This is a genomic window from Roseococcus pinisoli (assembly GCF_018413645.1).
In the GTDB taxonomy this organism is placed as follows: Bacteria; Pseudomonadota; Alphaproteobacteria; order Acetobacterales; family Acetobacteraceae; genus Roseococcus; species Roseococcus pinisoli.
Window position 1 is genome coordinate 191,322 of the sequence record NZ_JAHCDA010000004.1, and the last position, 20,661, is coordinate 211,982.

Sequence of the window (20,661 nt, forward strand, 5' to 3'; positions counted from 1 at the left end):
GCGGCCTTGGTTTACTTCCGGCGCCCTGCCTCAGCGGCGGGGCGGCGCGATGCGCAGCGGCACGAAGCGCTGGCCCTGCTGGCTCTCGATCAGGAAGAGCGCGGTGGCCCGTCCCTGGCGACGCAGGCGCTCGATGCGCTCCTGCACCTCCTGCGGGGTGTTCACGCGCTCCTGCTGGACTTCCAGGATGATGTCGCCGGGGCGAAGCTCGCGCTCGGCGCCCGGGGAGTTCGGCGCCACCTCGGTCACGACCACGCCACGCTGCTCGGGGCGCAGGCTGAAGCGCTCGCGCAGCTCGGCGCTGACGCCGGCGACCTTCAGGCCCAGGCCCGAAAGCTCCAGCGGCTGCTCGCCGCGCTGCTCCTGCGGGGAACCGGCCGGCGTCGCCTCGTTCGGCAGCTCGCCGAGCGTGACGGTGACGGTGACCTCGGACCCGTCACGCCAGACCACCACGGGCACCTGCGTGCCCACCGCGGTCTCGGCCACGATGCGCGGCAGGGTGCGCATCTCGCGGACTTCCTGGTTGTTGAAGCGCAGCACCACGTCGCCGTTGCGGATGCCCGCCGCGGCGGCAGGCGCCCCTTCCTGCGCGCGGGCGACCAGCGCGCCGCGGGCGCCGCCACGCAGGCCGAGGGATTCGGCGATCTCGTCCGTGACCTGCTGGATGTTCACGCCGAGCCAGCCGCGGCGGACGCGGCCGCCATCGGCCAGCTGCCGGGCCACGCCCCGCGCCAGGTTGGACGGGATGGAGAAGCCGATGCCGATCGAGCCGCCGGTCGGCGAGTAGATGGCCGTGTTGATGCCGATGATCTCGCCCCGCATGTTGAACAGCGGGCCGCCGGAATTGCCGCGGTTGATGGCGGCGTCGGTCTGGATGAAGTCGTCGAAGGGACCCTGGCGGATGTCGCGGCCGCGGGCCGAGACGATACCCGCCGTGACCGTGCCGCCGAGACCGAAGGGGTTGCCGATCGCCAGCACCCAGTCGCCCACCAGGGCGGTGTCGGAGTCACCCCAGGACAGCGCGGGAAGCGGCGAGCTGTGCTGCACGCGGAGCACGGCGATGTCAGTGCGCGGATCGGTGCCGATCAGCGTCGCGCGCAGGGAGGTGTTGTCCTGCAGGATGACGTTGATCTCGTCCGCGCCGTCGATCACGTGGTTGTTGGTGATCACGATGCCCGAGGCGTCGACGATGAAGCCCGAGCCCAGCGACTGGGCGCGGCGCGGGCCCTGCGGCTGGCGCGGGCCTTCGCCCTGCTGGCCGGGCGCGCCCGGCAGCGGCGGCGCGCCGGGCGGGCGGTTGCGGTTGAAGAAGTCGCGGAAGAACTCCTCGAAGGGCGAGCCGGGCGGGGCCTGAGGGGCCTCGGGCGCATCCGGCCGGCCGGGACGCGGGCCGGCGCCGGAACCCTGCGAGGTCGAGATGTTCACCACGGCGGGCAGCAGGCGACGGACCAGCGGCGCGAAGCTCTCGGGCGCGCCGGGCAGCGGCACGGGCAGCGGCGAGGCATGGTTGGCGGCCGGGACATTCGCGGCCGGCGCAGCTGCAGCAGGCGGCGTGGAGGCAGGGGGAGTGGTAGCGGGCGGCGTGGCAGGAGCGGGCGGGGTCGCCGGAGGGGCGGCGGCGGGCGGCGCGGTAGGGGCAGCTTGTTGCGCGAGGGCCGGCAGCGAAAAAGCGAGAAGCAAGGCGGTTGCGGCAAGGCGCATAGGTTCACCCCGGAAGAGATGGGACGGGCGGCGAGACGCCGCCCGTCGTGGAATCAGGTGGAGGCTAGGACCGGCGCGTCAAGCGCGCCAGCCTTATCCCCTGCCGTCAGTTGGCAGGCGCCGGAGCAGGAACGGCTGCCGGTGCCGGAGGTTGCGCGGCGGGAGCCGCAGGCGCCGGCGTGGGCGCGGCCTGGATGGCGGCCGCCGGATTGGGCGCCGCCGTCCGTGCCGGCATGTCCCTGAAGTAGCGGAAGAAGTCGCTCTCCGGGGTCAGCACCATGCGGGATTCGCCGGTCGAGAAGACCTCGCGATAGGCCTGCATCGTCCGCCAGAACTGGAAGAACTCCGGATCCCGCTGGAAGGCCTCGGCGAAGACGCGGATGGCCTCCTGCTCGCCGGTGCCTCGCAGAATGGCGGCGTTCGCCTCGGCCTCGGCCAGCAGGACTGTCCGGTCACGCTCGGCCTGGGCGCGGATGCGGGCCGCCACTTCGAAGCCTTCGGCGCGCGCCTCGCGAGCGATACGCTCACGCTCCGACTGCATCCGGCTCAGAATGGCCTGGGTGTTCTCCTCCGGCAGGTCCGCGCGGCGGATGCGCACGTCGACGATCTCGATGCCGAAGCGCTGCCCCTCCTCGTTCACCTGGTTGCGGATCTCACCCATGATGCGGCCGCGCTCGGCGCTGAGCACGGCGATCAGCGTCTCGCTCGCCAGCACGCGGCGCAGCGACGAGGTCACGATCGAGTTCAGCCGGCCGCGGATGCCCGCCTCTGCCGCGCCCACCGTCTGGAAGAAGAGCAGCGGGTTGGTGATCACGTAGCGCGTGAAGCTGTCGACGATGAGGCGGCGCTGGTCGCCCAGAATCACCTCCTCGCCGGCCGTGCTGAAGTCGAGCAGGCGGCGATCGAAGCCGATGATGCTCTGGATGATCGGCACCTTCACGTGCAGGCCCGGCTTGTCGATGACGCGGATCGGCTGGCCGAACTGCGTGATCAGCACCTGCTGGGTCTGATGAACGGTGAAGAAGCTGGAGGCGGCGAGGAACAGCAGCGCGACGATGACCGCCCCGAAAATGGTCAGGCGGTTCATCGCTGCGGCCCTCCGCGCTGAGGCATCACGGGCACGGCAGCCGCCCCCGGACGCGCGACGCCCGGCGGGAACTGCGCGGCGCCACCCGGCGTAGCGCCCTGCGCGGCGCCCTGGCCGCTGCCCTGGGCCGGACGCTGAGCCGCGTCACCCAGCGGCAGGAAGGGCACGATGCCCTGCAGCCGGTCGTCGATCAGCGTCATGCCGTTGCGCTTCAGGATCTCTTCCATGGTCTCCAGGTAGATACGGCGCACGGTGATGTCCTGCGCCTGGGAATAGGCGGAAAGCACGGCCGTGAAGCGACCGGCCTCACCGCGCGAGCGGGCGATCTGGGCGTCGCGGAAGCCCTGGGCCTCCTGGACCATCCGCTCCGCCTCACCGCGGGCGCGGGGGATGATGTCGTTGCGGAAGCTCTCCGCCTCGTTGCGGGTGCGCTCGCGGTCGGCATTGGCGCGCTGCACGTCGCGGAAGGATTCCACGACCGCCGCGGGCGGATCCGACTTCTGCATCTGCACCTGCGTGATCTCCACGCCGGCCCGGTACTGATCCATGATGCCCTGCAGCCCGCGGCGCACATCCTGCTCGATCTGCGCGCGCGCCTCGGTGAGGGCGGGCTGGATCGGCGTGCGGCCGATGACCTCGCGCATCACCGATTCGGCGGCCGACTTCACCGTGTCCTCGGGATTGCGGGTGTTGAAGAGGAAGTCGCTCGCGTCGCGGATGCGCCAGAAGATGGCGAAGTCGACGTCGATGATGTTCTCATCGCCCGTCAGCATGAGCGATTCGGGCAGCACGTCGCGACTCGCGACCACGCGGCCACCGGGCGCGGCATCGGCGGCGCCGCGGAAGCCGATATCGACGCGGTTGATGCGCGTGACGCGCGGCGTGGTCACGCTCTCGACCGGCCAGGGAATGCGGTAGTTCAGGCCCGGCGGGGCAGTGCGCTGGAAGGCGCCGAACCGCATGACGACGCCGAGCTCGTCGGGCTCCACGCGATAGAAGCCGGAAGCGCCCCAGATGCCGGCCAGGAGGACGGCGGCCAGCGCCAGCCCCTTCCCGCCGCCACCGCCGCGCGGCAGGAACCGCCGCACGGCCGCCTGGGCATTGCGAATCATCTCCTCGACATCCGGACCCTGGCCCGGACCCCGATTATTCCCGCCGGGAGGACCCGAGGGAGGGCCGCCCCAGGGGCCACCCCCACCGGGGGGACGCGGATTGCCCCAAGGGCTGTTTCCGCCGTTGTTCCACGACATGTGTACCAAACTCTCCCTGCTGACCGGGCCAAGTCACCCGTCTCTAGATGAACTTCCGTCAACATATGGTGTCGCGCGCCTCCAGACGAGGGGTGCGCGGCGGCCTCGACAGATGCATATGTCTGTCCCCCCCGGTCAAGGAAAGGTGAAACCATGTCTGAGAAGCTCGCGGAGGCCGTGCGCGCCGCCCTGTCGCGCGTGACGGATCCCGCCACGGGCGTGGACGTGGTGGCCGCCGGCATGGTGGGCGCGATCTCCGCCCGGGACGGGATGGTGCAGTTCGGCCTGGGGGTGCCCCGGGAACGTGCGCGCGCCATGGAGCCGGTGCGCGCGGCCTGCGAGAAGGCGGCCGCGGCCGTCCCCGGGGTCATCTCGGCGACGGTCGTTCTGACGGCCCATCGCGAGGTGGCGGCAGAGCAGGGCCCCGCCCGGTCCACCCGACCACCACCCGGCCAGGGCCAGCAGGCGATGATGCCCGAGGTGCGGCGCATCGTCGCGGTCGCTTCCGGCAAGGGGGGCGTCGGCAAATCCACCACCGCGGTGAACCTGGCGGTGGCGCTGGCGCAGCAGGGGCTGAAGGTCGGCCTGCTGGATGCCGATATCTACGGCCCCTCCCTCCCCCAGATGCTGGGGGCGCACGAGAAACCGCTCACGACCGGCCAGCGCGTCATCCCCATCGAGAAATGGGGGCTGAAGGCCATGTCCATCGGATTCCTGGTGGATCCCGAGACGGCGATGATCTGGCGCGGCCCCATGGTGATGGGCGCCCTCGAGCAAATGATGGGCCAGGTCGAGTGGGGCGCGCTCGACATCATGGTGATCGACATGCCGCCGGGCACGGGCGACGCGCAGCTCACCATCTCGCAGCGGGTGGCGCTGGCGGGCGCGGTGATCGTCTCCACGCCGCAGGACGTGGCGCTGATCGACGCGCGGCGCGGCGTGAAGATGTTCGAGAAGGTGAACGTGCCCGTGCTCGGCCTCATCGAGAACATGTCCTATTTCTGCTGCCCCGAATGCGGCCATCGCAGCGAGATCTTCGGGCATGGCGGCGCCAGGGCCGAGGCAGAACGGATGGGCACGGAGTTCCTCGGCGAGCTGCCGCTGAAGCTCGCCATCCGCGAGATGGCCGATGCGGGCACGCCGGTGGTCACCGCGGCGCCCGACAGCCACGAGGCTGAAGCCTATCGACGCATCGCCGCCCGCATCTGGGAGAAGGTGGAGGCCCCTGCCAAGGCGGGGCCCCGGATCGTGATGGAATGATCGCGCGGCTGAGAAAGATCTGCCTGGCACTGCCCGAGGCGGAGGAACGCGTCACCTGGGAGCGGCCGACCTTCCGCGTCCGGGACAAGATCTTCTGCATGGGCTTTCCCGACGCCCCGGCCTGCTGGTTCAAGGCGCCACAGGGCAGCCAGGAACTGTTGATCGAGGCCGACGGCGCCCGCTTCTTCCGCCCGCCCTATCTCGGTCACAAGGGCTGGGTCGGGATGAAGCTCGACGGCCGGCCCGACTGGCAGGAGGTCGAGGCCTTCATCCGCCGCAGCTATTCGCTGATCGCGCCGAAGGTGCTGGCGCGGCAGATCGTGACCGACTGATCAGCTCCCGAGCAGGGCGTCGATCGCCGCGGCCTGCGGCATGGCCGGCGCCGCGCCCGGCTTGGTGCAGGCCAGCGCGCCGGCGGCATTGGCGCGGCGCATGGCGGCCTCCAGCGGCAGGCCCTGATCCAGCGCCGCGGCCAGCACGCCGCACCAGGCATCGCCCGCGCCCACCGTATCCACCACCTCCACCCGATGCGCCGGCAGGTGCAGCAGCCCCTCGCCGGTCACGGCGGTCACGCCACGCTCGCCCTCGGTCACCGCGACGCCGATGCCGAGCGCCGCGTGCAGGCTTCGCGCATCACCCACCTGACCCAGCTGGGCGCCGAGCCAGGCGGCCTCGCTCTCGTTCAGGATGAGCAGGTCCAGCGCCCGCAGCGCCTCCGGGGCCATGGCCGCGGCCGGAGCCAGGTTCAGCAGCAGACGCGCGCCCACCGCCCGGCCGCGCGCAAGCAGCGTCGCATTCTCGGCCGGCGGCACCTCCATCTGCAGCAGCAGCGTCGCGCCGGGCGGGATGGCCTCGACCTGTGCAGCGCTGGCCCGCTTGTTCGCGCCGATGGAGACCGCGATCTGGTTGTGGCCCGCGGCGTCCACGCAGACGCAGGCGAGGCCGGTCGGCTCCTCCACCTCGCGCAGGCCCGTGACGTCCACGCCCGCGCTGCGGGCCGTCTCGCGCAGCAGGGCGCCGTTCGCATCGGCGCCGACGCAGCCGAAGAAGCGGACCGTGCCGCCGTCGCGCGCGGCGGCGATGGCCTGGTTGAGGCCCTTTCCGCCCGGCAGCGCCGCGCCCGCCTCACCCAGCACGGTCTCGCCGGGACGGGGCAGATGCGGCATCCGGAAGACGAAATCCGCGATGGCGGAACCGAAGACGAGGAGCGTCACGGAACGAGCAGCCCCTGACCAATCGCACGCTCATAGAGAGCCTCGATCATCGGCGCGAAGGGCGCGCCCAGGTCGATCGCCGGCTGCATCCGGACGAGGCTGCGCGTCTTGGTGAGCCCGATGCGCTTCCAGGCGGGCGCGCCGCATTCGACCTGTTGCAGGAAGCCCTGCAGGCGGTCGCAACCCATGGCGAAGCGCGCCTCGGGCGTCTCCTGCGCCTCGAATTCCTCCCAGCTGTCGCGCAGGCGCCGGCCGACCTCGGCGGGCAGCAGGCCGAAGAGGCGCTCCGCCGCGGCGCGCTCGCGCTCGAGCTGGGTGAGCAGGCCGGCATCGTCGAAGGCGAAGGTGTCGCCGGCCTCGATCTCCACCACGTCGTGGATGGCGATCATGGACAGCACATGGCCGAGGTCCGGGCGGGGCGAGACCTCCTCCGCCAGGGTCACCGCCATCAGCGCGACATGCCAGGCGTGCTCGGCCGAATTCTCGCGCCGGTCACCGGTATGGGCCGCGCGCAGCGTGTGCTTCAGCCGATCGGCGAGGGCGAGGAAACCGAGGAAGGCCTCGCGGCGGTCAGGCGCCACGGCCGAGCGTTTCCATCAGCTCGCGCCATTCGCGCTTGGAAAGGCCGCTCGTCTCCTGCGTCACGTCCTCGCCGCCCAGCATGCGCTTCACGATGGAGAGCATCTGCGCCGAGAGCGTCGCCGCGCCCATGCGGTAGTCCGAGAAGGCTTCGAAGCAATGCGGCACCCAGGCCGCGACGGACTTCATCATCGCCTCGGCATAGACGCGGATCTCGTACTGCGCGTGGCTGTCGGCCCGCAGGCTGAGGAAGCCCAGCAGGTTGTGCAGATCGGTCTTCCAGTACCACTGGGTGTAGGTGTTGAGGGTGAGGTTCATCCGCGCGAGCTCGCGGGCGAGGCCCTGGCGGCCACGGTCGAGCGCCTGACCTTCCTCATCCTCGTTCAGCATCCAGGCGTAGTGGTCGTAGTTGCGGGTCGCGTCCTCGCGCAGCATGTCGAGGACCAGGGCGGCGTCCTCGCCCTCCAGTACGTCGCCGCGGCCCTGGCGGTTCACCGAGGATTGCGCGGCCAGCTGCTCGGGCTCGGGAATGTAGAACTCGCGGTCCATGACGGAGTAGCGCGCCGAATACTCGTTCACATTGGCCGTGCGGTGGCGGATCCACTGCCGCGCCACGAAGATGGGCAGCTTCACGTGGTACTTGATCTCGCACATCTCGAAGGGCGTGCTGTGCCGGTGCCGCATCAGGTAGCGGATGAGGCCGCGATCCTCGCTGACGGCCTTGGTGCCGCGCCCGTAGGAGACGCGCGCCGCCTGCACCACCGCGCCGTCGTCGCCCATATAGTCCACGACGCGCACGAAGCCGTGGTCCAGCACCGGGATGGCCTGGAAGAGCATCGCCTCCAGCGCCGGCACGGTGGCCCGGCGGGTCTCGGCCCGGTTGTTCTGGGCCTCGGCGATTTCGCTCTGCTGCGCGTCTGTGAGGGCCACGGCCTGTCCTTCTCGATCACCTCGCCCGCTCCGCCGGTGGGGGGCGGGGTGCAAGGGCATCAGGCTGGGGCCTGATACCCGCACGGCCCTCCCCCCGTAAACCCGCACGCCGTTCAGGTTGCAATTGATCGCGCTGCCCTCTCGCAACGCGCATCGAGGCTCGCTATATGAGCCCTGCCGCTTGCGGCTATGGCGATAAACGTTGCGTGGAATAATCGTTACGGACCCGGGGGCAGTGCCCGGCGTCTCCACCACCTTTCCGGCTCCTTGTCAGGGGCTTGGTCGCGGGGACGAAACAGGCTCGACGTGCGTGGTAAAGACGTAGCTTTTGCCCGGCATTGTACCGCCGTTATCGGGCTAAATCACAAGTGCCAATGACAATGTCCGCGAGGACATGGCGCTCGCTGCCTAGGAATAGGTAAGCGCGGTTCGGGGGGCGCCGGGCAACAGAAGCCCCCCACTTTTGCGGAGCAAAAGTGGTTTTTTGTCCTGCCCTCAGGGGGCGGGCGCGCGCTCCGCGCGCTTGCCTTCGCGCCCTGCGGCGCGCCGGCCGCATGTGCGGCCGGATTCTCCGTCGAGGCACTCCTTTCCGTTAAGTCTGGCTACTCCGCTGCCTTCGCGTAGGGGCCGAGCTGCGCGAGCGCGCTGTCGCGCACGTTCAGCCACCAGCCATGCTGCTTCGGCCAATGATCCGCATGCCCGTTCTCGCCGGTCAGCGCCTGGCGCGCATGCAGCGGCCAGTTCGGATTCTCCAGCGCCTCCCGGCCGATCGCCACGAGGTCCGCCCGGCCCTGCGCCACGACCGCCTCGGCCTGGTGCGGATCCACGATCAGCCCCACCGCCATGGTCGCGATGCCCGCCTCCCGCCGGATGCGCTCGGCGAAAGGTACCTGAAAGCCGTAGTCCCGCCGCGGCCCGCGCGCGCCCGTCGCCGACCCCGCGATCCCGCCCGAGGAGCAGTCCACCACGTCGATGCCCGCGGCCTTCAGCGCGGCGGCATAGGCGAGGCTCTCTTCCTCCGATCGCCCGCCCTCGGCACCGTCCACGACGGAGAGCCGCAGGAAGACCGGCTTATGCGCCGGGAAGGCCTCGCGCACCGCGCGCGCCACCTCCAGCGGGAAGCGCATGCGCCCCTCGGCATCGCCGCCATAGGTGTCGTTGCGATGGTTGGAGAGCGGCGAGAGGAACTGGTGCAGCAGGTAGCCATGCGCATTATGGACCTCGACGATGTCGAAGCCCGCGGCATCCGCCCGCCGCGCCGCCGCGGCGAAGGCCTCGCGGATCCGGGCCAGACCGGCCTCGTCCAGCGCCGTCGGGATCAGGCTGCCCTCGCCCAGCGGCGCGGCGCTGGGGGCCACGATGTCCCAGGGCTTGTCGCCCCGTGCGATATCTGCGGGCGTCAACGCGCCATTGCCGTACCAGGGCCGCTGCATCGCGGCCTTCCGCCCGGCATGGCCGAGCTGGATGGCCGGCACCGAGCCCTGGCTGCGGATGAAATCGGCGATTGGGGCCAGCTTGGCCGCATGCGCGTCCGACCAGATGCCGACATCGCCATGGGTGATCCGCCCTTCCGGCGTCACGGCGCTGGCCTCGACCATGACCGAGCCCGCGCCGCCCACGGCGAAGCGCCCGTACTGCACCATGTGCCAGGCCCCGGCGAAGCCGTCCTCGGCGGAATACTGGCACATCGGCGAGATGACGATGCGGTTGGGCAGGGTGACGCCGCGAAGGGCGAGGGGCTCGAAGAGCTTGGGCATCGGGGTTTGGCGCTCCTGGTTTGCGCGGAGCCTAGAGCGCGAGGCGGCCCACGGAAAAGTACCCGGCCTTTGACACCCGCTCGCGCCTTCCTTCCCTCCTCGCACGTCCCGCCATATGGTGCGCCGGCAGGAAAGCATGTTGATGAACGATACCCCTCCCCAGAGCCTCCTCCCCTATGAAGCCTGGGCGGCGCGCGCGCTGCGCGCCGTCGCCCTGGACGCCCTCGAGCACGCGGCCCGCGAGGGCCTGCCGGGCGAGCACCATTTCTACATCTCCTTCCGGACCGACCACCCGGGCACGTCGGTCCCCGGACATCTCAAGGCGCGCTATCCGCACGAGATGACCATCGTGCTCCAGCACCGCTTCTGGGACCTCGAGGTCGACCGCGTGGCCCAGCGCTTCTCCGTCGGGCTCTCCTTCTCGGGCGTGGCCTCCATCCTGTCCGTGCCCTTCGCGGCGCTGACGGCCTTCCAGGATCCCCATGCGCAGTTCGGCCTTCGCTTCGAGCCGGAGGTCGATACCTTCGCCGAGGAGGAGCCCGCCCCCGTGCAGGAAATCGAGGCCGAGCCCGTCGCCGAGACGGTGCCCAGCCAGCCGCAGGTGGTGAGCCTCGACGCCTTCCGCCGCAAGCGGGACTGACGCCGTTTTCGTTTCGGCTCCCCTTCAAGTCCGGTGCGCTAGCCTTTGATTTTGAGAAATTTTCCCCGTCAAGCGGTGCCGCCTGACGGGGAAATGTTCTAGAGCGCGACCGGCTCCCGGCGCCCGCGCCGATGCCATTAAAATCTTCCGACGACAGGACGCGCGGCCGCCCATGGCCGGCGCGTCCGAAGCCTGTCCCGGCCGCTCTTCCGCCGGGGAATTCCCAAGGAGCAATTCATGTTCAAACGCCGCGCTCTGCTGGCCGTCCCCGCGCTTGCCCCTCTGGCCGCGCCCGCCCTCGCCCAGGCCGAATGGCCGAACAAGCCCGTCCGCGTCCTCATCGGCTTCGCGGCGGGCGGCATTATGGACGGGCTGACGCGCCTGGCCTGCGACCAGCTGTCGCGGCGGCTCGGCCAGGCCTTCGTGGTCGAAGCACGCAGCGGCGCCGGGGGCAGCATCGGGGCGGAGGCGCTCGCCCGCTCGGCGGCGGATGGCTACACGATCAGCACCGTCGCCATGAACACGGCCATCATCAACAAGATGGTCATGCCGAGCGTACCTTTCGACGTCTGGAAGGATTTCTCCTTCATCACCTCGATGTGGGACCTGCCCAACGCCCTCGTGGTGCCGGCCCAACATGTGCCCGCGCGCAATGCAGCCGATTTCGTCACCTGGGCCCGCGCGCGCCCCAACGGTATCGCCTTCGGCTCGCCGGGCATCGGCACCACCGTGCATCTGATGGGGACTTATTTCTGCAACCAGACGGGGATCGACGGCCAGCACGTGCCCTTCCGCGGCGGCGCCCCGCTCGTCACCGCCATGCTGACCAATGACGTCCAGATGGCGCTCGACAATCTCGGCACCTATACGGGAATGATCGAGCAGGGCAGCATCCGCCCCCTCGCCATCGCCATGGCCGAGCGCTGGCCGACCCTGCCCGACGTGCCCACCATGGCCGAGGCCGGCTTCCCGAACTTCGACCGCAGCCCCTGGCACTTCTGGGCCGGCCCCGCGGGCATGCCAGCCGAGATCGTGGACCGGATCTCGCGCGAGGTGCGGGACATCTTCCAGGACCCGGCGCTGCAGCAGCGGGCCATCCAGATCGGCGCGCGGCTACGCAGCTCGACGCCGGCCGAGCTCGAGGCTCGACTGCGCAGCGAGGAGCCGATCTGGCAGGAGATGGTGCGCATCTCCGGCGCGAGCGCCGGTTGAGGCCACGCCCTTCCTCCGCGCGCCCACCGCGCGCGGAGGATTCTCGATGCCTTTCCCACCGGGCGTTCGCGCCGGGCTGACGCCGCTTTCGGCCTGCGCTATGGCTTGGGGCGAAGACCTGTGGATGGTTCCGATGCCCCTCGACGCCCCCCCCCGCCCCGCGGGCTACTCTTTCAGCACCATGTTCCCGCTCGGCGCGGACAAGACCCCCTTCCGGAAGCTCCCCATCGAGGGCGTGACCACGGTCGAGGTCGACGGCAAGCGCGTGCTGCGCGTCCCGGCCAAGGCCCTTGAGGAGCTGGCCTTCACCGCCTGCCACGAGGTGTCGCACCTGCTGCGGCCGGCGCATCTCCAGCAGCTCGCGAAGATCCTCGATGATCCCGAGGCCAGCGCGAATGACCGCTTCGTGGCGCTCGACCTGCTGAAGAACGCGAATATCGCCGCCGGCGGCGCCCTGCCCATGTGCCAGGACACCGGCACGGCCATCGTCTTCGGCAAGAAGGGCCAGCGCGTCTGGGTCGAGGGCGACGAGGAGGAGGCGCTGAGCTACGGCGTCGCCCGCACCTATACCGAGACGAACCTACGCTACAGCCAGATGGCGCCGCTCTCGATGTACGAGGAGGTGAACACCGGCAACAACCTGCCCGTGGACTTCACCATCCTGGCCAATCCCGGCGACTACAAGGCCGACGAGCTGCACCTGATGTTCGTGCTGAAGGGCGGCGGCTCGGCCAACAAGACCTTCCTCTACCAGCAGACGCGCGCGGTGCTGAACAAGGCCAAGCTGCTGGCCTTCATCGAGGAGAAGGTGAAGACGCTGGGCACCTCCGCCTGCCCGCCCTACCACCTCGCGGTCGTGATCGGCGGCACCAGCGCCGAGACGACGCTGAAGGCCGTGAAGCTCGCCTCCACCAAGTACCTGGACGAGCTGCCGACCACGGGCACCAAGGCCGGCCATGCCATCCGCGACCCCGAGCTCGAGCAGGAAGTGCTTCAGCTCACGCAGCAGCTGGGCGTGGGCGCGCAGTTCGGCGGCAAGTACTTCTGCCATGACGTGCGCGTCGTCCGCCTGCCCCGCCACGGCGCCTCGCTGCCCATCGGCATCGGCGTCTCCTGCTCGGCCGACCGGCAGATCAAGGCGAAGATCACCGCCGAGGGCGTCTTCCTCGAGGAGCTGGAGCACGACCCGGCGCACTACCTGCCCGAGCACACCGAGGACATCCTCGGCGGCGAGGTCGTGAAGATCGATCTCAACCAGCCCATGGACGCCATCCGCGCCGAGCTCTCCCGGCATCCGGTGAAGACGCGCGTCTCGCTCAACGGCACGATCGTCGTCGCGCGCGACATCGCGCATGCCAAGCTGCAGGAGCGGCTGGACGCGGGCCAGGGCCTGCCCGAATACCTCAAGAACCACCCGGTCTATTACGCGGGCCCGGCCAAGACGCCGGCCGGCATGGCGACCGGCAGCTTCGGCCCCACCACGGCCGGCCGTATGGACAGCTATGTGGAGAGCTTCCAGCGCGCGGGCGGCTCGCTGGTGATGCTGGCCAAGGGCAACCGCAGCAAGGCCGTGCTGAACGCCTGCAAGTCCTATGGCGGCTTCTACCTCGGCTCCGTCGGCGGGCCAGCGGCGCGGCTGGCGCAGGACTGCATCAAGAAGGTCGAGGTGCTGGAATATCCGGAGCTCGGCATGGAGGCGGTCTGGCGCATCGAGGTCGAGGATTTCCCGGCCTTCATCGTCATGGACGACAAGGGCAACGATTTCTACGAGGGCCTGGAGTAACGATTGCAGCACCCTTGCTGCATCGCAACAAATCTCTTGACGACCTGCCGGCTGGCGGCTACCCGGCCGCCACCGGCACTCCGGTCGTAAGCGTCTCACGTCAGGCAACGCATCCCCCACGGCCCCTCGGCCGCGATCCGGATGCCCTCGACGGGACGACGATGCGACGACGGGCCCCAGATGCGAGGCCTTTCCATGCCAGCCCTTCCCAGGATTCCTTCCCGCTACGCCGGGATCGTGCTGCCCTTCCTGCTGTCGCTCTTCATGACCTGCATCATCTCGGGCGTCTCGACCGTGCTGGCGCTCGGCGTCTCCCGCGAGATCATCTTTGCCTGGCCGGTGGCCTGGGCGTCGTCCTGGGTCATCGGCTTCCCGACCCTGCTCGTCGTCCTACCCTTCGTCCGGCGCCTTACCGCCGCCCTCGTAACCCCTCCAGGAGCATGACCCGATGACCCGACGCCTCATCTCCTCCGGCTCCCGCTTCGAGGAGGAGATCGGCTATTCGCGCGCCGTGGTGGACGGGGACGACATCTTCGTCTCCGGCACCACCGGCTACGACTACGCCACCATGACCATCGTCGACGACGTGGTCGGCCAGTGCGAGCAGACCTTCCGCAACATCGCCGCCGCGCTGGCGGAGGCGGGAGCGACGCTGGACGACGTGGTGCAGGTGCTTTTCATCGTGCCCCGGCGCGAGGACTGGCAGCCCTGCTGGCCGGTCGTGAAAAAGTATTTCGGCGTGGCGAGGCCCGCCTCGACGCTGATTCATGCCAATCTGCAGACCGATGCGATGCGCATCGAGATTCAGGTCACCGCGCGGCTCCGCCGCCAGGGAGAGCATTAGCCCATGCGCTTCGCCGTCGATCGCCTCGACCACCTTGTGATGACCGTGAAGGACGTGGAGATCAGCGCCGCCTGGTATCAGCGCGTGCTGGGCATGGAGCGCGCGGATTTCGGCCCCAACAGCCGCACCTCCGTGCGGTTCGGCGGCCAGAAGATCAACCTGCGCCCCGTGGAGGCGACGCAGGCCGACTGGTTTACCGGCCCCTCCGGCGCGCCGGGCGGCCAGGACCTCTGCTTCATCGTGACGACCAATGCCGCCCAGGTCATCGACCACCTGCACAGCTGCGGCGTGACGATCGAGGTGGGGCCCGTCTCCAAGGAGGGGGCGCTGGGCGCCATCACCTCCGTCTATTGCCGCGACCCGGACGGCAATCTGATCGAGATCGCCAGCTACGGCGACTGACCGGCGCGCCTCACGCCACCAGCGGGCCGCCGCATTTCTCCGGCCGGTACTTCCGCTCGGTCGAGGCCGGGAAGGCCTGCAGCTTCGCCGCCGGCCGGATCGGCCGGCGCACCAGCTCGCCACTGCAATTGGGGCAGACGCCGCCCGGCAGCTTCGTTGCGACGCAATCGGTGCACCAGGTGCATTCGAAGGAGCAGATCAGGGCATCCCGGCTCTCTGCCGGCAGATCACGGCCGCAGCATTCGCAGTTCGGGCGCAGACTCAGCATCACATTTCCTCACGACATCGATTTGCGCCAAGTCTATGCGCGGATGCCGAGGAAATAACAGGTTTCTTGCCCTGAAATCGGCCTAGGCGCCCTCCCCGTCCTGGACTTCCCGCCCCGCGTCACGATCTCTTTCCGGGGAAGCCAGCCGGCAGCATCGCGTGACCCTTCGCTTCGGTCGCTGTACCGCTGCTTCCTCCCGCGTCGCAAAGGAGCCGGCATGACCACCCGTACCGAAACCGACAGCCTCGGCACCATCGAGATTCCGGAAGATCGCCTTTGGGGGCCCCAGACCGAGCGGGCCCGACGCCTCTTTGCCATCGGGAGCGAGCGCTTCCCGCCCCTCTTCATCAAGGCGGTGGGCCTGCAGAAATGGGCGGCCGCGGAGGCCAATGCCCATCTGGGCGAGCTGCCGCAGCACATCGCCGACCCCATCCGCCAGGCCGCCAACGAAATCATCGCCGGCCAGCGCGACGAGGAGTTCCCGCTGCCGATCTGGCAGACCGGCTCCGGCACGCAGACCAACATGAATGCCAACGAGGTCATCTCGAACCGCGCCAACCAGATCCTGGGCCATCCCCTGGGCGCACGGCAGCCGGTGCATCCGAACGACCACGTGAATCGCGGCCAGTCCTCCAACGACAGCTTCCCCACGATGATGCACCTGGCCGCCGCCCAGGCGGTGGAGGAGCGGCTGAAGCCCGCCTTGGCAACCCTGGCGGAGAGCCTGGGCGCCCGGGCCACGGAATGGTCCGAGGTCGTGAAGATCGGCCGCACCCATCTGATGGATGCGGTGCCGGTCACGCTCGGCGGCGAATTCGCCACCTATGCGCGGCAGGTGCTGCTCGGCATCGCGCGGCTCGATGCGACCATGCCCCGGCTGCTCCAGCTGCCCCAGGGCGGCACGGCGGCCGGCACGGGGCTCAACCGTCATCCCGACTTCGACCGCGTCTTCTGCGAGGTGGTCGCGACGCGCAGCAGCATCGCCTTCACGCCCAACCCGGACAAGTCGGAAGGCATGGCGGCGCATGACGCGCTGCTGGAGCTGCATGGCGCGATGAACACCATCGCCGCATCGCTCATGAAGATCGCCAACGACATCCGCCTCCTGGGCAGCGGTCCGCGCGCCGGCATCTCGGAGCTGCTGGTGCCCGAGGACGGCCTGTCGAGCAGCATTATGCCGGGCAAGACCAACCCGACGCAGTGCGAGGCGCTGACCATGGTCTGCGCGCAGGTGATGGGGAACCAGACGATCGTCACCATCGGCGCGAGCCAGGGGCACCTGGAGCTCAACGTCTACAAACCCGTCATCATCAACGCCGTCCTGCAATCGGCGACGCTGCTGGCCGACGCGGCCGTGAGCTTCGCCCACAACATGGTCGACAAGCTGGAGATGAACGCCGCGCGGATCGCGGACAACCTCGCGAAGTCGCTGATGCTGGCGACGGCGCTGAACCCGCATATCGGTTACGACCGGGCGGTGGCGATCGCCAAGCTCGCGCTGCACGAGGACCTGACGCTGCGCCAGGCGGCGCTGCGCCTCGGCTCCGTCAGCGCGGAGGATTTCGATGCCTGGGTAAAGCCGGAAGCCATGCTGAAGCCGGGCACCGGCCTGCCGGGAAGCTGATGCGGCACCTCGCCAAACGCAGCGTGCGCCTCGCCGGTCACGCCACATCGATCGCGCTGGAACCGGAGTTCTGGGCGGCGCTGGAAGCCGCGGCCGCACGGCGGGGGCTCACCCTCGCCGCGCTCATCGCCCAGCAGGATGCGGAGCGGACCGGCGCCCATGAGCCCCTGGCCAGCCGCCTGCGCGTCTTCGCCCTGCGGGAGGCCTTCGGAGAGGCCTGACCGCCGGGCAAAGCGCCTTACTGCGCAGGTTCTTCCGGAGTCGGCGCCGGACGACGAAGCTGCGGCATCGGCAGCGTCTCCGCCTCGCCAGCCAGCTCGGCCTCGAGGGAGGCATGGCCGTTGGGGTCCGTCCCCTCGCCCTGATCCTGGCTGCCGCCCTGATCCTGGCCCGGCCCGCCGTCCTGGGCATAGCCTTCGCCCTGCTCGCGGTAGCGGCGGTCCTGCTGGGGCTGGGCCTGCTGCTGGGCCGCGTTCATGGCCCCCAGGATGCGGAAGTAATGCTCGGCATGCTGGAAGTAGCCCTCGGCCGCCACGCGGTCGCCACCGCCGGTCGCGTCACGACCGAGCTGCAGGTACTTCTCGAACAGCTGCTGGGCCGTGCCGCGGAGCCGGACGTCGGGGCCACTCGAATCGAAAACGTGATTGCGGTTAAGGGGCTGGTTGCCATTCCCACCGCCGCCGCCGCCGGAGTGCCGGTACTGTCCGCCGCCACCACCGCCGCCGCCGCCGCCATGGCGATGGCCACGGCGCATGCGCTTCATGTTCATTCGTTGCTGTGCTTCGCTGTCTGGATGCCGCGCAGGTCTCGTCTCCGCGCGAGCTGTCGGTTGTTTGGCGCCACCGCCCTTCGGCGTGGCGCCCGTCTGCCGGCCTGAGGCCCTGCTGACCGTGCGACACTAGACGGGATCGTTCGGTCCGCCAACCGGTTTCTGCGCCTGGGACAATAACATCGCCCGGGCGATCCCGCCGAGGTCGTCCCTGGCCCCCAGGACATGGAGACCCGCCGCCTCTGCCAGCTTCGCCACGTCCGGCCCCTGCCCCTGGCCAAGCTCCAGGACGGCGATGCCCCCTGGTGCCAGCAGGCGGGGAAGCTGGGCCACGATCTCCCGATAGGCGTCGAGCCCGTCCGCGCCGCCGTCCAGGGCCGAGGCAGGCTCGTGGCGCGAGACCTCGGGCATGAGGCCGTCGATCACGGCGCTCTCGATATAGGGCGGGTTGGAGAGGACGACGTCGAAGGTGCCGGACATCGCCTCCGCCCAGCGGCCGACGGCGAAGGACGCACGGCCCTTCAGCCCGTTGCGGGCGGCATTGCGCGCGGCGAGCGCGGCGGCCTCGGGCACTAGGTCCACGCCCAACCCCCACGCGTCGGGAAATTCCGCCAACGCCGCCAGCAGCAGGCAGCCCGTGCCCGTGCCGAGGTCGAGAATCCGGCGCGGGGAGAGGCCCCTCTCGACCAGCGCTTCGATGAGCGTCTCGGAATCGGCTCGGGGGATGAGGGTCTGCGGGCCCACTTCCAGCTCCAGGGTCCAGAAGCCCGCATGGCCGAGGAGGCGCGCCATCGGCTCGCGCGCGACGCGCCGGGCCAGCAGGCCGTGGAAGCGTTCCGCCGCCTCGGTAGGCACGTCCGCGCGCGGATCGCGCAGCAGGGTCTCGATGGTCGCGTCCAGGGCGCCGGCGAGCAGGAGCCGGGCCTCCCGCCGCGACTCCGCGATCCCGGCCTCGCGCAGGTCCCGGCCGCCCTGGCAGAGCAGGGCGCCGACGGTGGTCACCCTTCCTCCGCCAGCCGGCGCGCCTCGTCCTCGCTCACCAGGGCGTCGAAGATGTCGTCCATCTCGCCCATCATGACGCGGTCGATCTTGTGCAGCGTCAGGCCGATGCGATGGTCCGTCACGCGGCCCTGGGGGAAGTTGTAGGTGCGGATGCGCTCGCTGCGGTCGCCGGAGCCGACCTGGCCCTTGCGGTCGGCCGCGCGGGCGGAATCGAGCGCCGAGCGCTGCGCGTCGTAGATCTTGGCGCGCAGCATCTTCATGGCCTTGGCCTTGTTCTTGTGCTGGCTCTTCTCTTCCTGCATCGCCACCACCGTCCCGGTCGGGATGTGGGTGATGCGCACCGCGCTGTCCGTCTTGTTCACGTGCTGCCCGCCGGCGCCCTGCGCGCGGTAGGTGTCGATGCGGAGGTCCTTGTCCTCGATCTTGAGGTCCACCTCCTCGGCCTCGGCCAGCACGGCGACCGTCACGGTCGAGGTGTGGATGCGCCCCTGCGTCTCGGTGGCCGGCACGCGCTGCACGCGATGGACACCGCTCTCGAACTTGAAGCGGGCGAAGACGTCCTTGCCCTCGATCTCGGCCGAGGCGCCCTTGATGCCGCCCAGCTCGTTCTCGTCATATTCAAGGACAGTGAAGCGCCAGCCGCGGGATTCCGCGTATTTCTGGTAGGCGGCGAAGAGCTCGCCGGCGAAGAGCCCGGCCTCGTCGCCGCCCGCCGCGGGGCGGATCTCCAGGATGGCGTTGCGCGCATCGGCCGCGTCGCGCGGCAGCAGCATGAGGCGGATCTCCCGCTCCATGCGCGGCAGCTTGTGCTTGGCCTCGTGCAGCTCCGCCTCGGCCAGCTCGCGCAGCTCGGGGTCGGCCAGCAGCGCCTCGGCCTCGGCCTGCGCCGTCTCCAGCGCCCGGTATTCCGAGACCTTCTCGACCAGCGGCTCCAGCGTCGAGAGCTCCTTGGAGAGCGTCCCCACCAGGGCGCCGTCGGCCGTCTCGAGCTGCGCGCGCAGCTCGGCCGCGCGGATCATCACCCGGTCGAGGGAAGCGGGCAGGCTCATCCGCGCAGGCGCTCCACGAGCGCGTCCACGGGGACCTCCTCCTGCGTGCCGGCATCGAGGTCGCGCAGCTGCACCACGCCCCGCGCGGCCTCGGCCTCGCCGACGATCAGCGCGGCGCGGGCGTTCTGCTTGTTCGCGCGCTCCATGCGGCGCTTGAGGTTGCCGCGATAGCCCATCTCGGCCGCGATGCCGCCGGCCCGCAGCGACTGGAGCACGGCCATGGCCACGCCCTCCTCCGCCTCGGAGACGGGAATCACGTTCACCAGGCGCGGCGCGGGCGGCGTCAGGTCGCCGGCCTCGAGCAGCATGGCCAGGCGCTCCACGCCCGCGGCCCAGCCGACGGAGGGGGTCGGCGGGCCGCCCATCTCCTCGACCAGCCCGTCATAGCGGCCGCCGCCCATCACGGTGCCCTGAGCGCCGAGACGGTCGGTCACGAACTCGAAGGCCGTGTGGCTGTAGTAGTCGAGGCCGCGGACGATGCGCGGATTCTCGCGGAAGGGCACGCCGAAGGCGTCGAGGTGCCGGCGCAGCACGTCCCAATGGGCGCGGGCCGTCGGCGTCAGATAGGCGGCGATGGTCGGCGCATCGGCGACCAGCCGGCGGTCGCCCTCGTCCTTGCTGTCGATGATGCGCAGCGGGTTCTTCTCGAGCCGGCGCTGGCTGTCCTCGCTGAGCGAATCGCGATGGGCGGAGAAATGCAGGACGAGCGCGGCGCGATAGGCATCGCGGCTCTCGGTGTCGCCCAGCGTGTTCACCTCCAGGACCGAGCCCTCGGCGATGCCTAGCTCGCGCTGGATGTGGTAGCCGCAGGCGATCACCTCGGCATCGGCCAGCGGCTCGGCCACGCCCAGGATCTCGGCGCCGATCTGGTGGAACTGGCGGTAGCGCCCGGCCTGCGGCCGCTCGTAGCGGAACATGGGGCCCGCATAGAAGACCTTGCGCGGCAGGGACTGGGTCAGCCCGTTGGAGACGAGCGCGCGGCAGACGCCGGCGGTGTTCTCGGGGCGGAGGGTGACGCTGTCGCCGCCGCGGTCCTCGAAGACGTACATCTCCTTGCTGACCACGTCGGAGGTCTCGCCCAGCCCGCGGGCGAAGACGCGCGTGTCCTCGAAGATGGGGGTCGCCCATTCCTCGAAGCCGTAGAGCGCCGAGATGCGCCGCGCCGTCTTGATGACGCGATGATGCCGGCGGAACTCATCGCCGATGAGATCGCGCGTGCCGCGCGGAGGCTGGAGTTTCTGGCTGGACATGACGTGCGGGGGTAGCGCTGGCGAGAGCGCGGGGCAAGGG

At 70.1% G+C, this 20,661-nt stretch carries 22 protein-coding genes and 1 other RNA gene; 11 read left to right on the forward strand and 12 right to left on the reverse strand.

Annotated elements, in window-relative coordinates:
* Positions 1 to 30: 30 nt before the first annotated feature.
* The 3 genes from KHU32_RS19105 to hflK all read right to left on the reverse strand — a co-directional run bounded on the left by KHU32_RS19105 (position 31) and on the right by hflK (position 3,900).
* Positions 31 to 1,701, reverse strand: coding sequence for a DegQ family serine endoprotease (locus tag KHU32_RS19105; RefSeq protein WP_213671764.1), 1,671 nt, complete (start codon positions 1,699 to 1,701; stop codon positions 31 to 33).
* A gap of 106 nt (positions 1,702 to 1,807) precedes the next feature.
* Positions 1,808 to 2,788 (reverse strand): protease modulator HflC, encoded by a 981-nt coding sequence (gene hflC / locus KHU32_RS19110; RefSeq protein ID WP_213671765.1) that lies wholly within the window; start codon positions 2,786 to 2,788, stop codon positions 1,808 to 1,810.
* The gene (hflK, locus tag KHU32_RS19115; protein ID WP_347265578.1) at positions 2,785 to 3,900 is read right to left on the reverse strand and encodes an FtsH protease activity modulator HflK; all 1,116 of its coding nucleotides are present in this window, start codon (positions 3,898 to 3,900) and stop codon (positions 2,785 to 2,787) included. Before hflK ends, hflC begins: the two co-directional genes overlap by 4 nt.
* A gap of 291 nt (positions 3,901 to 4,191) precedes the next feature.
* Between hflK and KHU32_RS19120 the strand changes: the two genes are divergently transcribed.
* Together KHU32_RS19120 and KHU32_RS19125 are read left to right on the forward strand one after the other, a co-directional pair.
* A complete protein-coding gene (locus KHU32_RS19120) occupies positions 4,192 to 5,298 on the forward strand; it encodes an Mrp/NBP35 family ATP-binding protein (protein ID WP_213671767.1) in 1,107 nt (368 codons plus the stop codon).
* On the forward strand, positions 5,295 to 5,630 hold the full coding sequence (locus tag KHU32_RS19125; RefSeq protein WP_213671768.1) for an MmcQ/YjbR family DNA-binding protein: 336 nt from the start codon (positions 5,295 to 5,297) through the stop codon (positions 5,628 to 5,630). The genes KHU32_RS19120 and KHU32_RS19125 overlap by 4 nt, the downstream gene beginning before the upstream one ends.
* Here KHU32_RS19125 and KHU32_RS19130 read toward each other — a convergent pair whose 3' ends face one another.
* The 3 genes from KHU32_RS19130 to thyX are packed head-to-tail and all read right to left on the reverse strand — an operon-like array spanning position 5,631 to position 8,021.
* Positions 5,631 to 6,512 carry a ribokinase gene (locus tag KHU32_RS19130; protein ID WP_347265579.1) on the reverse strand — a complete coding sequence of 294 codons (882 nt, stop codon included), beginning with the start codon at positions 6,510 to 6,512 and terminating at the stop codon, positions 5,631 to 5,633.
* Positions 6,509 to 7,093, reverse strand: coding sequence for an HD domain-containing protein (locus KHU32_RS19135; RefSeq protein ID WP_213671769.1), 585 nt, complete (start codon positions 7,091 to 7,093; stop codon positions 6,509 to 6,511). The genes KHU32_RS19130 and KHU32_RS19135 overlap by 4 nt, the downstream gene beginning before the upstream one ends.
* Complete coding sequence (gene thyX, locus KHU32_RS19140; protein ID WP_213671770.1) at positions 7,083 to 8,021, reverse strand: FAD-dependent thymidylate synthase; 939 nt, start codon at positions 8,019 to 8,021, stop codon at positions 7,083 to 7,085. The genes KHU32_RS19135 and thyX overlap by 11 nt, the downstream gene beginning before the upstream one ends.
* Positions 8,022 to 8,158: 137 nt before the next feature.
* Here thyX and ssrA point away from each other — a divergent pair.
* Positions 8,159 to 8,483: a transfer-messenger RNA gene (gene ssrA / locus KHU32_RS19145) on the forward strand.
* 140 nt (positions 8,484 to 8,623) lie between these two features.
* Here the strand turns inward: ssrA and KHU32_RS19150 are convergent.
* Positions 8,624 to 9,778, reverse strand: a complete 1,155-nt coding sequence (locus KHU32_RS19150; RefSeq protein WP_213671771.1) for an NADH:flavin oxidoreductase/NADH oxidase — start codon at positions 9,776 to 9,778, stop codon at positions 8,624 to 8,626.
* A gap of 142 nt (positions 9,779 to 9,920) precedes the next feature.
* Between KHU32_RS19150 and KHU32_RS19155 the strand changes: the two genes are divergently transcribed.
* The 6 genes from KHU32_RS19155 to KHU32_RS19180 all read left to right on the forward strand — a co-directional run bounded on the left by KHU32_RS19155 (position 9,921) and on the right by KHU32_RS19180 (position 14,659).
* Positions 9,921 to 10,418 (forward strand): SspB family protein, encoded by a 498-nt coding sequence (locus KHU32_RS19155; protein ID WP_213671772.1) that lies wholly within the window; start codon positions 9,921 to 9,923, stop codon positions 10,416 to 10,418.
* 237 nt (positions 10,419 to 10,655) lie between these two features.
* Positions 10,656 to 11,630, forward strand: a complete 975-nt coding sequence (locus KHU32_RS19160; RefSeq protein WP_213671773.1) for a Bug family tripartite tricarboxylate transporter substrate binding protein — start codon at positions 10,656 to 10,658, stop codon at positions 11,628 to 11,630.
* Positions 11,631 to 11,763: 133 nt separating this feature from the next.
* A complete protein-coding gene (locus KHU32_RS19165) occupies positions 11,764 to 13,413 on the forward strand; it encodes a fumarate hydratase (RefSeq protein WP_213671774.1) in 1,650 nt (549 codons plus the stop codon).
* Positions 13,414 to 13,608: 195 nt separating this feature from the next.
* Positions 13,609 to 13,857 (forward strand): DUF2798 domain-containing protein, encoded by a 249-nt coding sequence (locus KHU32_RS19170; RefSeq protein WP_249681403.1) that lies wholly within the window; start codon positions 13,609 to 13,611, stop codon positions 13,855 to 13,857.
* A gap of 4 nt (positions 13,858 to 13,861) precedes the next feature.
* The gene (locus KHU32_RS19175; protein ID WP_213671776.1) at positions 13,862 to 14,257 is read left to right on the forward strand and encodes a RidA family protein; all 396 of its coding nucleotides are present in this window, start codon (positions 13,862 to 13,864) and stop codon (positions 14,255 to 14,257) included.
* A 3-nt stretch (positions 14,258 to 14,260) separates the two neighbouring features.
* Entirely contained in the window at positions 14,261 to 14,659 is a 399-nt protein-coding gene (locus KHU32_RS19180; protein ID WP_213671777.1) for a VOC family protein, read from the forward strand.
* 10 nt (positions 14,660 to 14,669) lie between these two features.
* On the opposite strand, the gene KHU32_RS19185 is transcribed toward KHU32_RS19180, so the two are convergent.
* A complete protein-coding gene (locus KHU32_RS19185) occupies positions 14,670 to 14,927 on the reverse strand; it encodes a DUF1272 domain-containing protein (protein ID WP_213671778.1) in 258 nt (85 codons plus the stop codon).
* Between the two features lie 217 nt (positions 14,928 to 15,144).
* Between KHU32_RS19185 and KHU32_RS19190 the strand changes: the two genes are divergently transcribed.
* Both KHU32_RS19190 and KHU32_RS19195 read left to right on the forward strand, forming a co-directional pair.
* On the forward strand, positions 15,145 to 16,551 hold the full coding sequence (locus KHU32_RS19190; RefSeq protein ID WP_213671779.1) for a class II fumarate hydratase: 1,407 nt from the start codon (positions 15,145 to 15,147) through the stop codon (positions 16,549 to 16,551).
* Positions 16,551 to 16,772: a ribbon-helix-helix domain-containing protein gene (locus KHU32_RS19195; RefSeq protein ID WP_213671780.1), complete on the forward strand. Its 222-nt coding sequence runs from the start codon at positions 16,551 to 16,553 to the stop codon at positions 16,770 to 16,772. The genes KHU32_RS19190 and KHU32_RS19195 overlap by 1 nt, the downstream gene beginning before the upstream one ends.
* A gap of 17 nt (positions 16,773 to 16,789) precedes the next feature.
* Here the strand turns inward: KHU32_RS19195 and KHU32_RS19200 are convergent, their stop codons facing one another.
* From KHU32_RS19200 to hisS, 4 genes are all read right to left on the reverse strand, one after another.
* Positions 16,790 to 17,314 carry a DUF4167 domain-containing protein gene (locus KHU32_RS19200; protein WP_408887858.1) on the reverse strand — a complete coding sequence of 175 codons (525 nt, stop codon included), beginning with the start codon at positions 17,312 to 17,314 and terminating at the stop codon, positions 16,790 to 16,792.
* Between the two features lie 135 nt (positions 17,315 to 17,449).
* Positions 17,450 to 18,322, reverse strand: a complete 873-nt coding sequence (gene prmC / locus KHU32_RS19205) for a peptide chain release factor N(5)-glutamine methyltransferase (RefSeq protein ID WP_213671782.1) — start codon at positions 18,320 to 18,322, stop codon at positions 17,450 to 17,452.
* Positions 18,319 to 19,371, reverse strand: a complete 1,053-nt coding sequence (prfA, locus tag KHU32_RS19210) for a peptide chain release factor 1 (RefSeq protein WP_213671783.1) — start codon at positions 19,369 to 19,371, stop codon at positions 18,319 to 18,321. The genes prmC and prfA overlap by 4 nt, the downstream gene beginning before the upstream one ends.
* The gene (gene hisS, locus KHU32_RS19215) at positions 19,368 to 20,621 is read right to left on the reverse strand and encodes a histidine--tRNA ligase (protein WP_213671784.1); all 1,254 of its coding nucleotides are present in this window, start codon (positions 20,619 to 20,621) and stop codon (positions 19,368 to 19,370) included. Before hisS ends, prfA begins: the two co-directional genes overlap by 4 nt.
* Positions 20,622 to 20,661 lie beyond the last annotated feature (40 nt).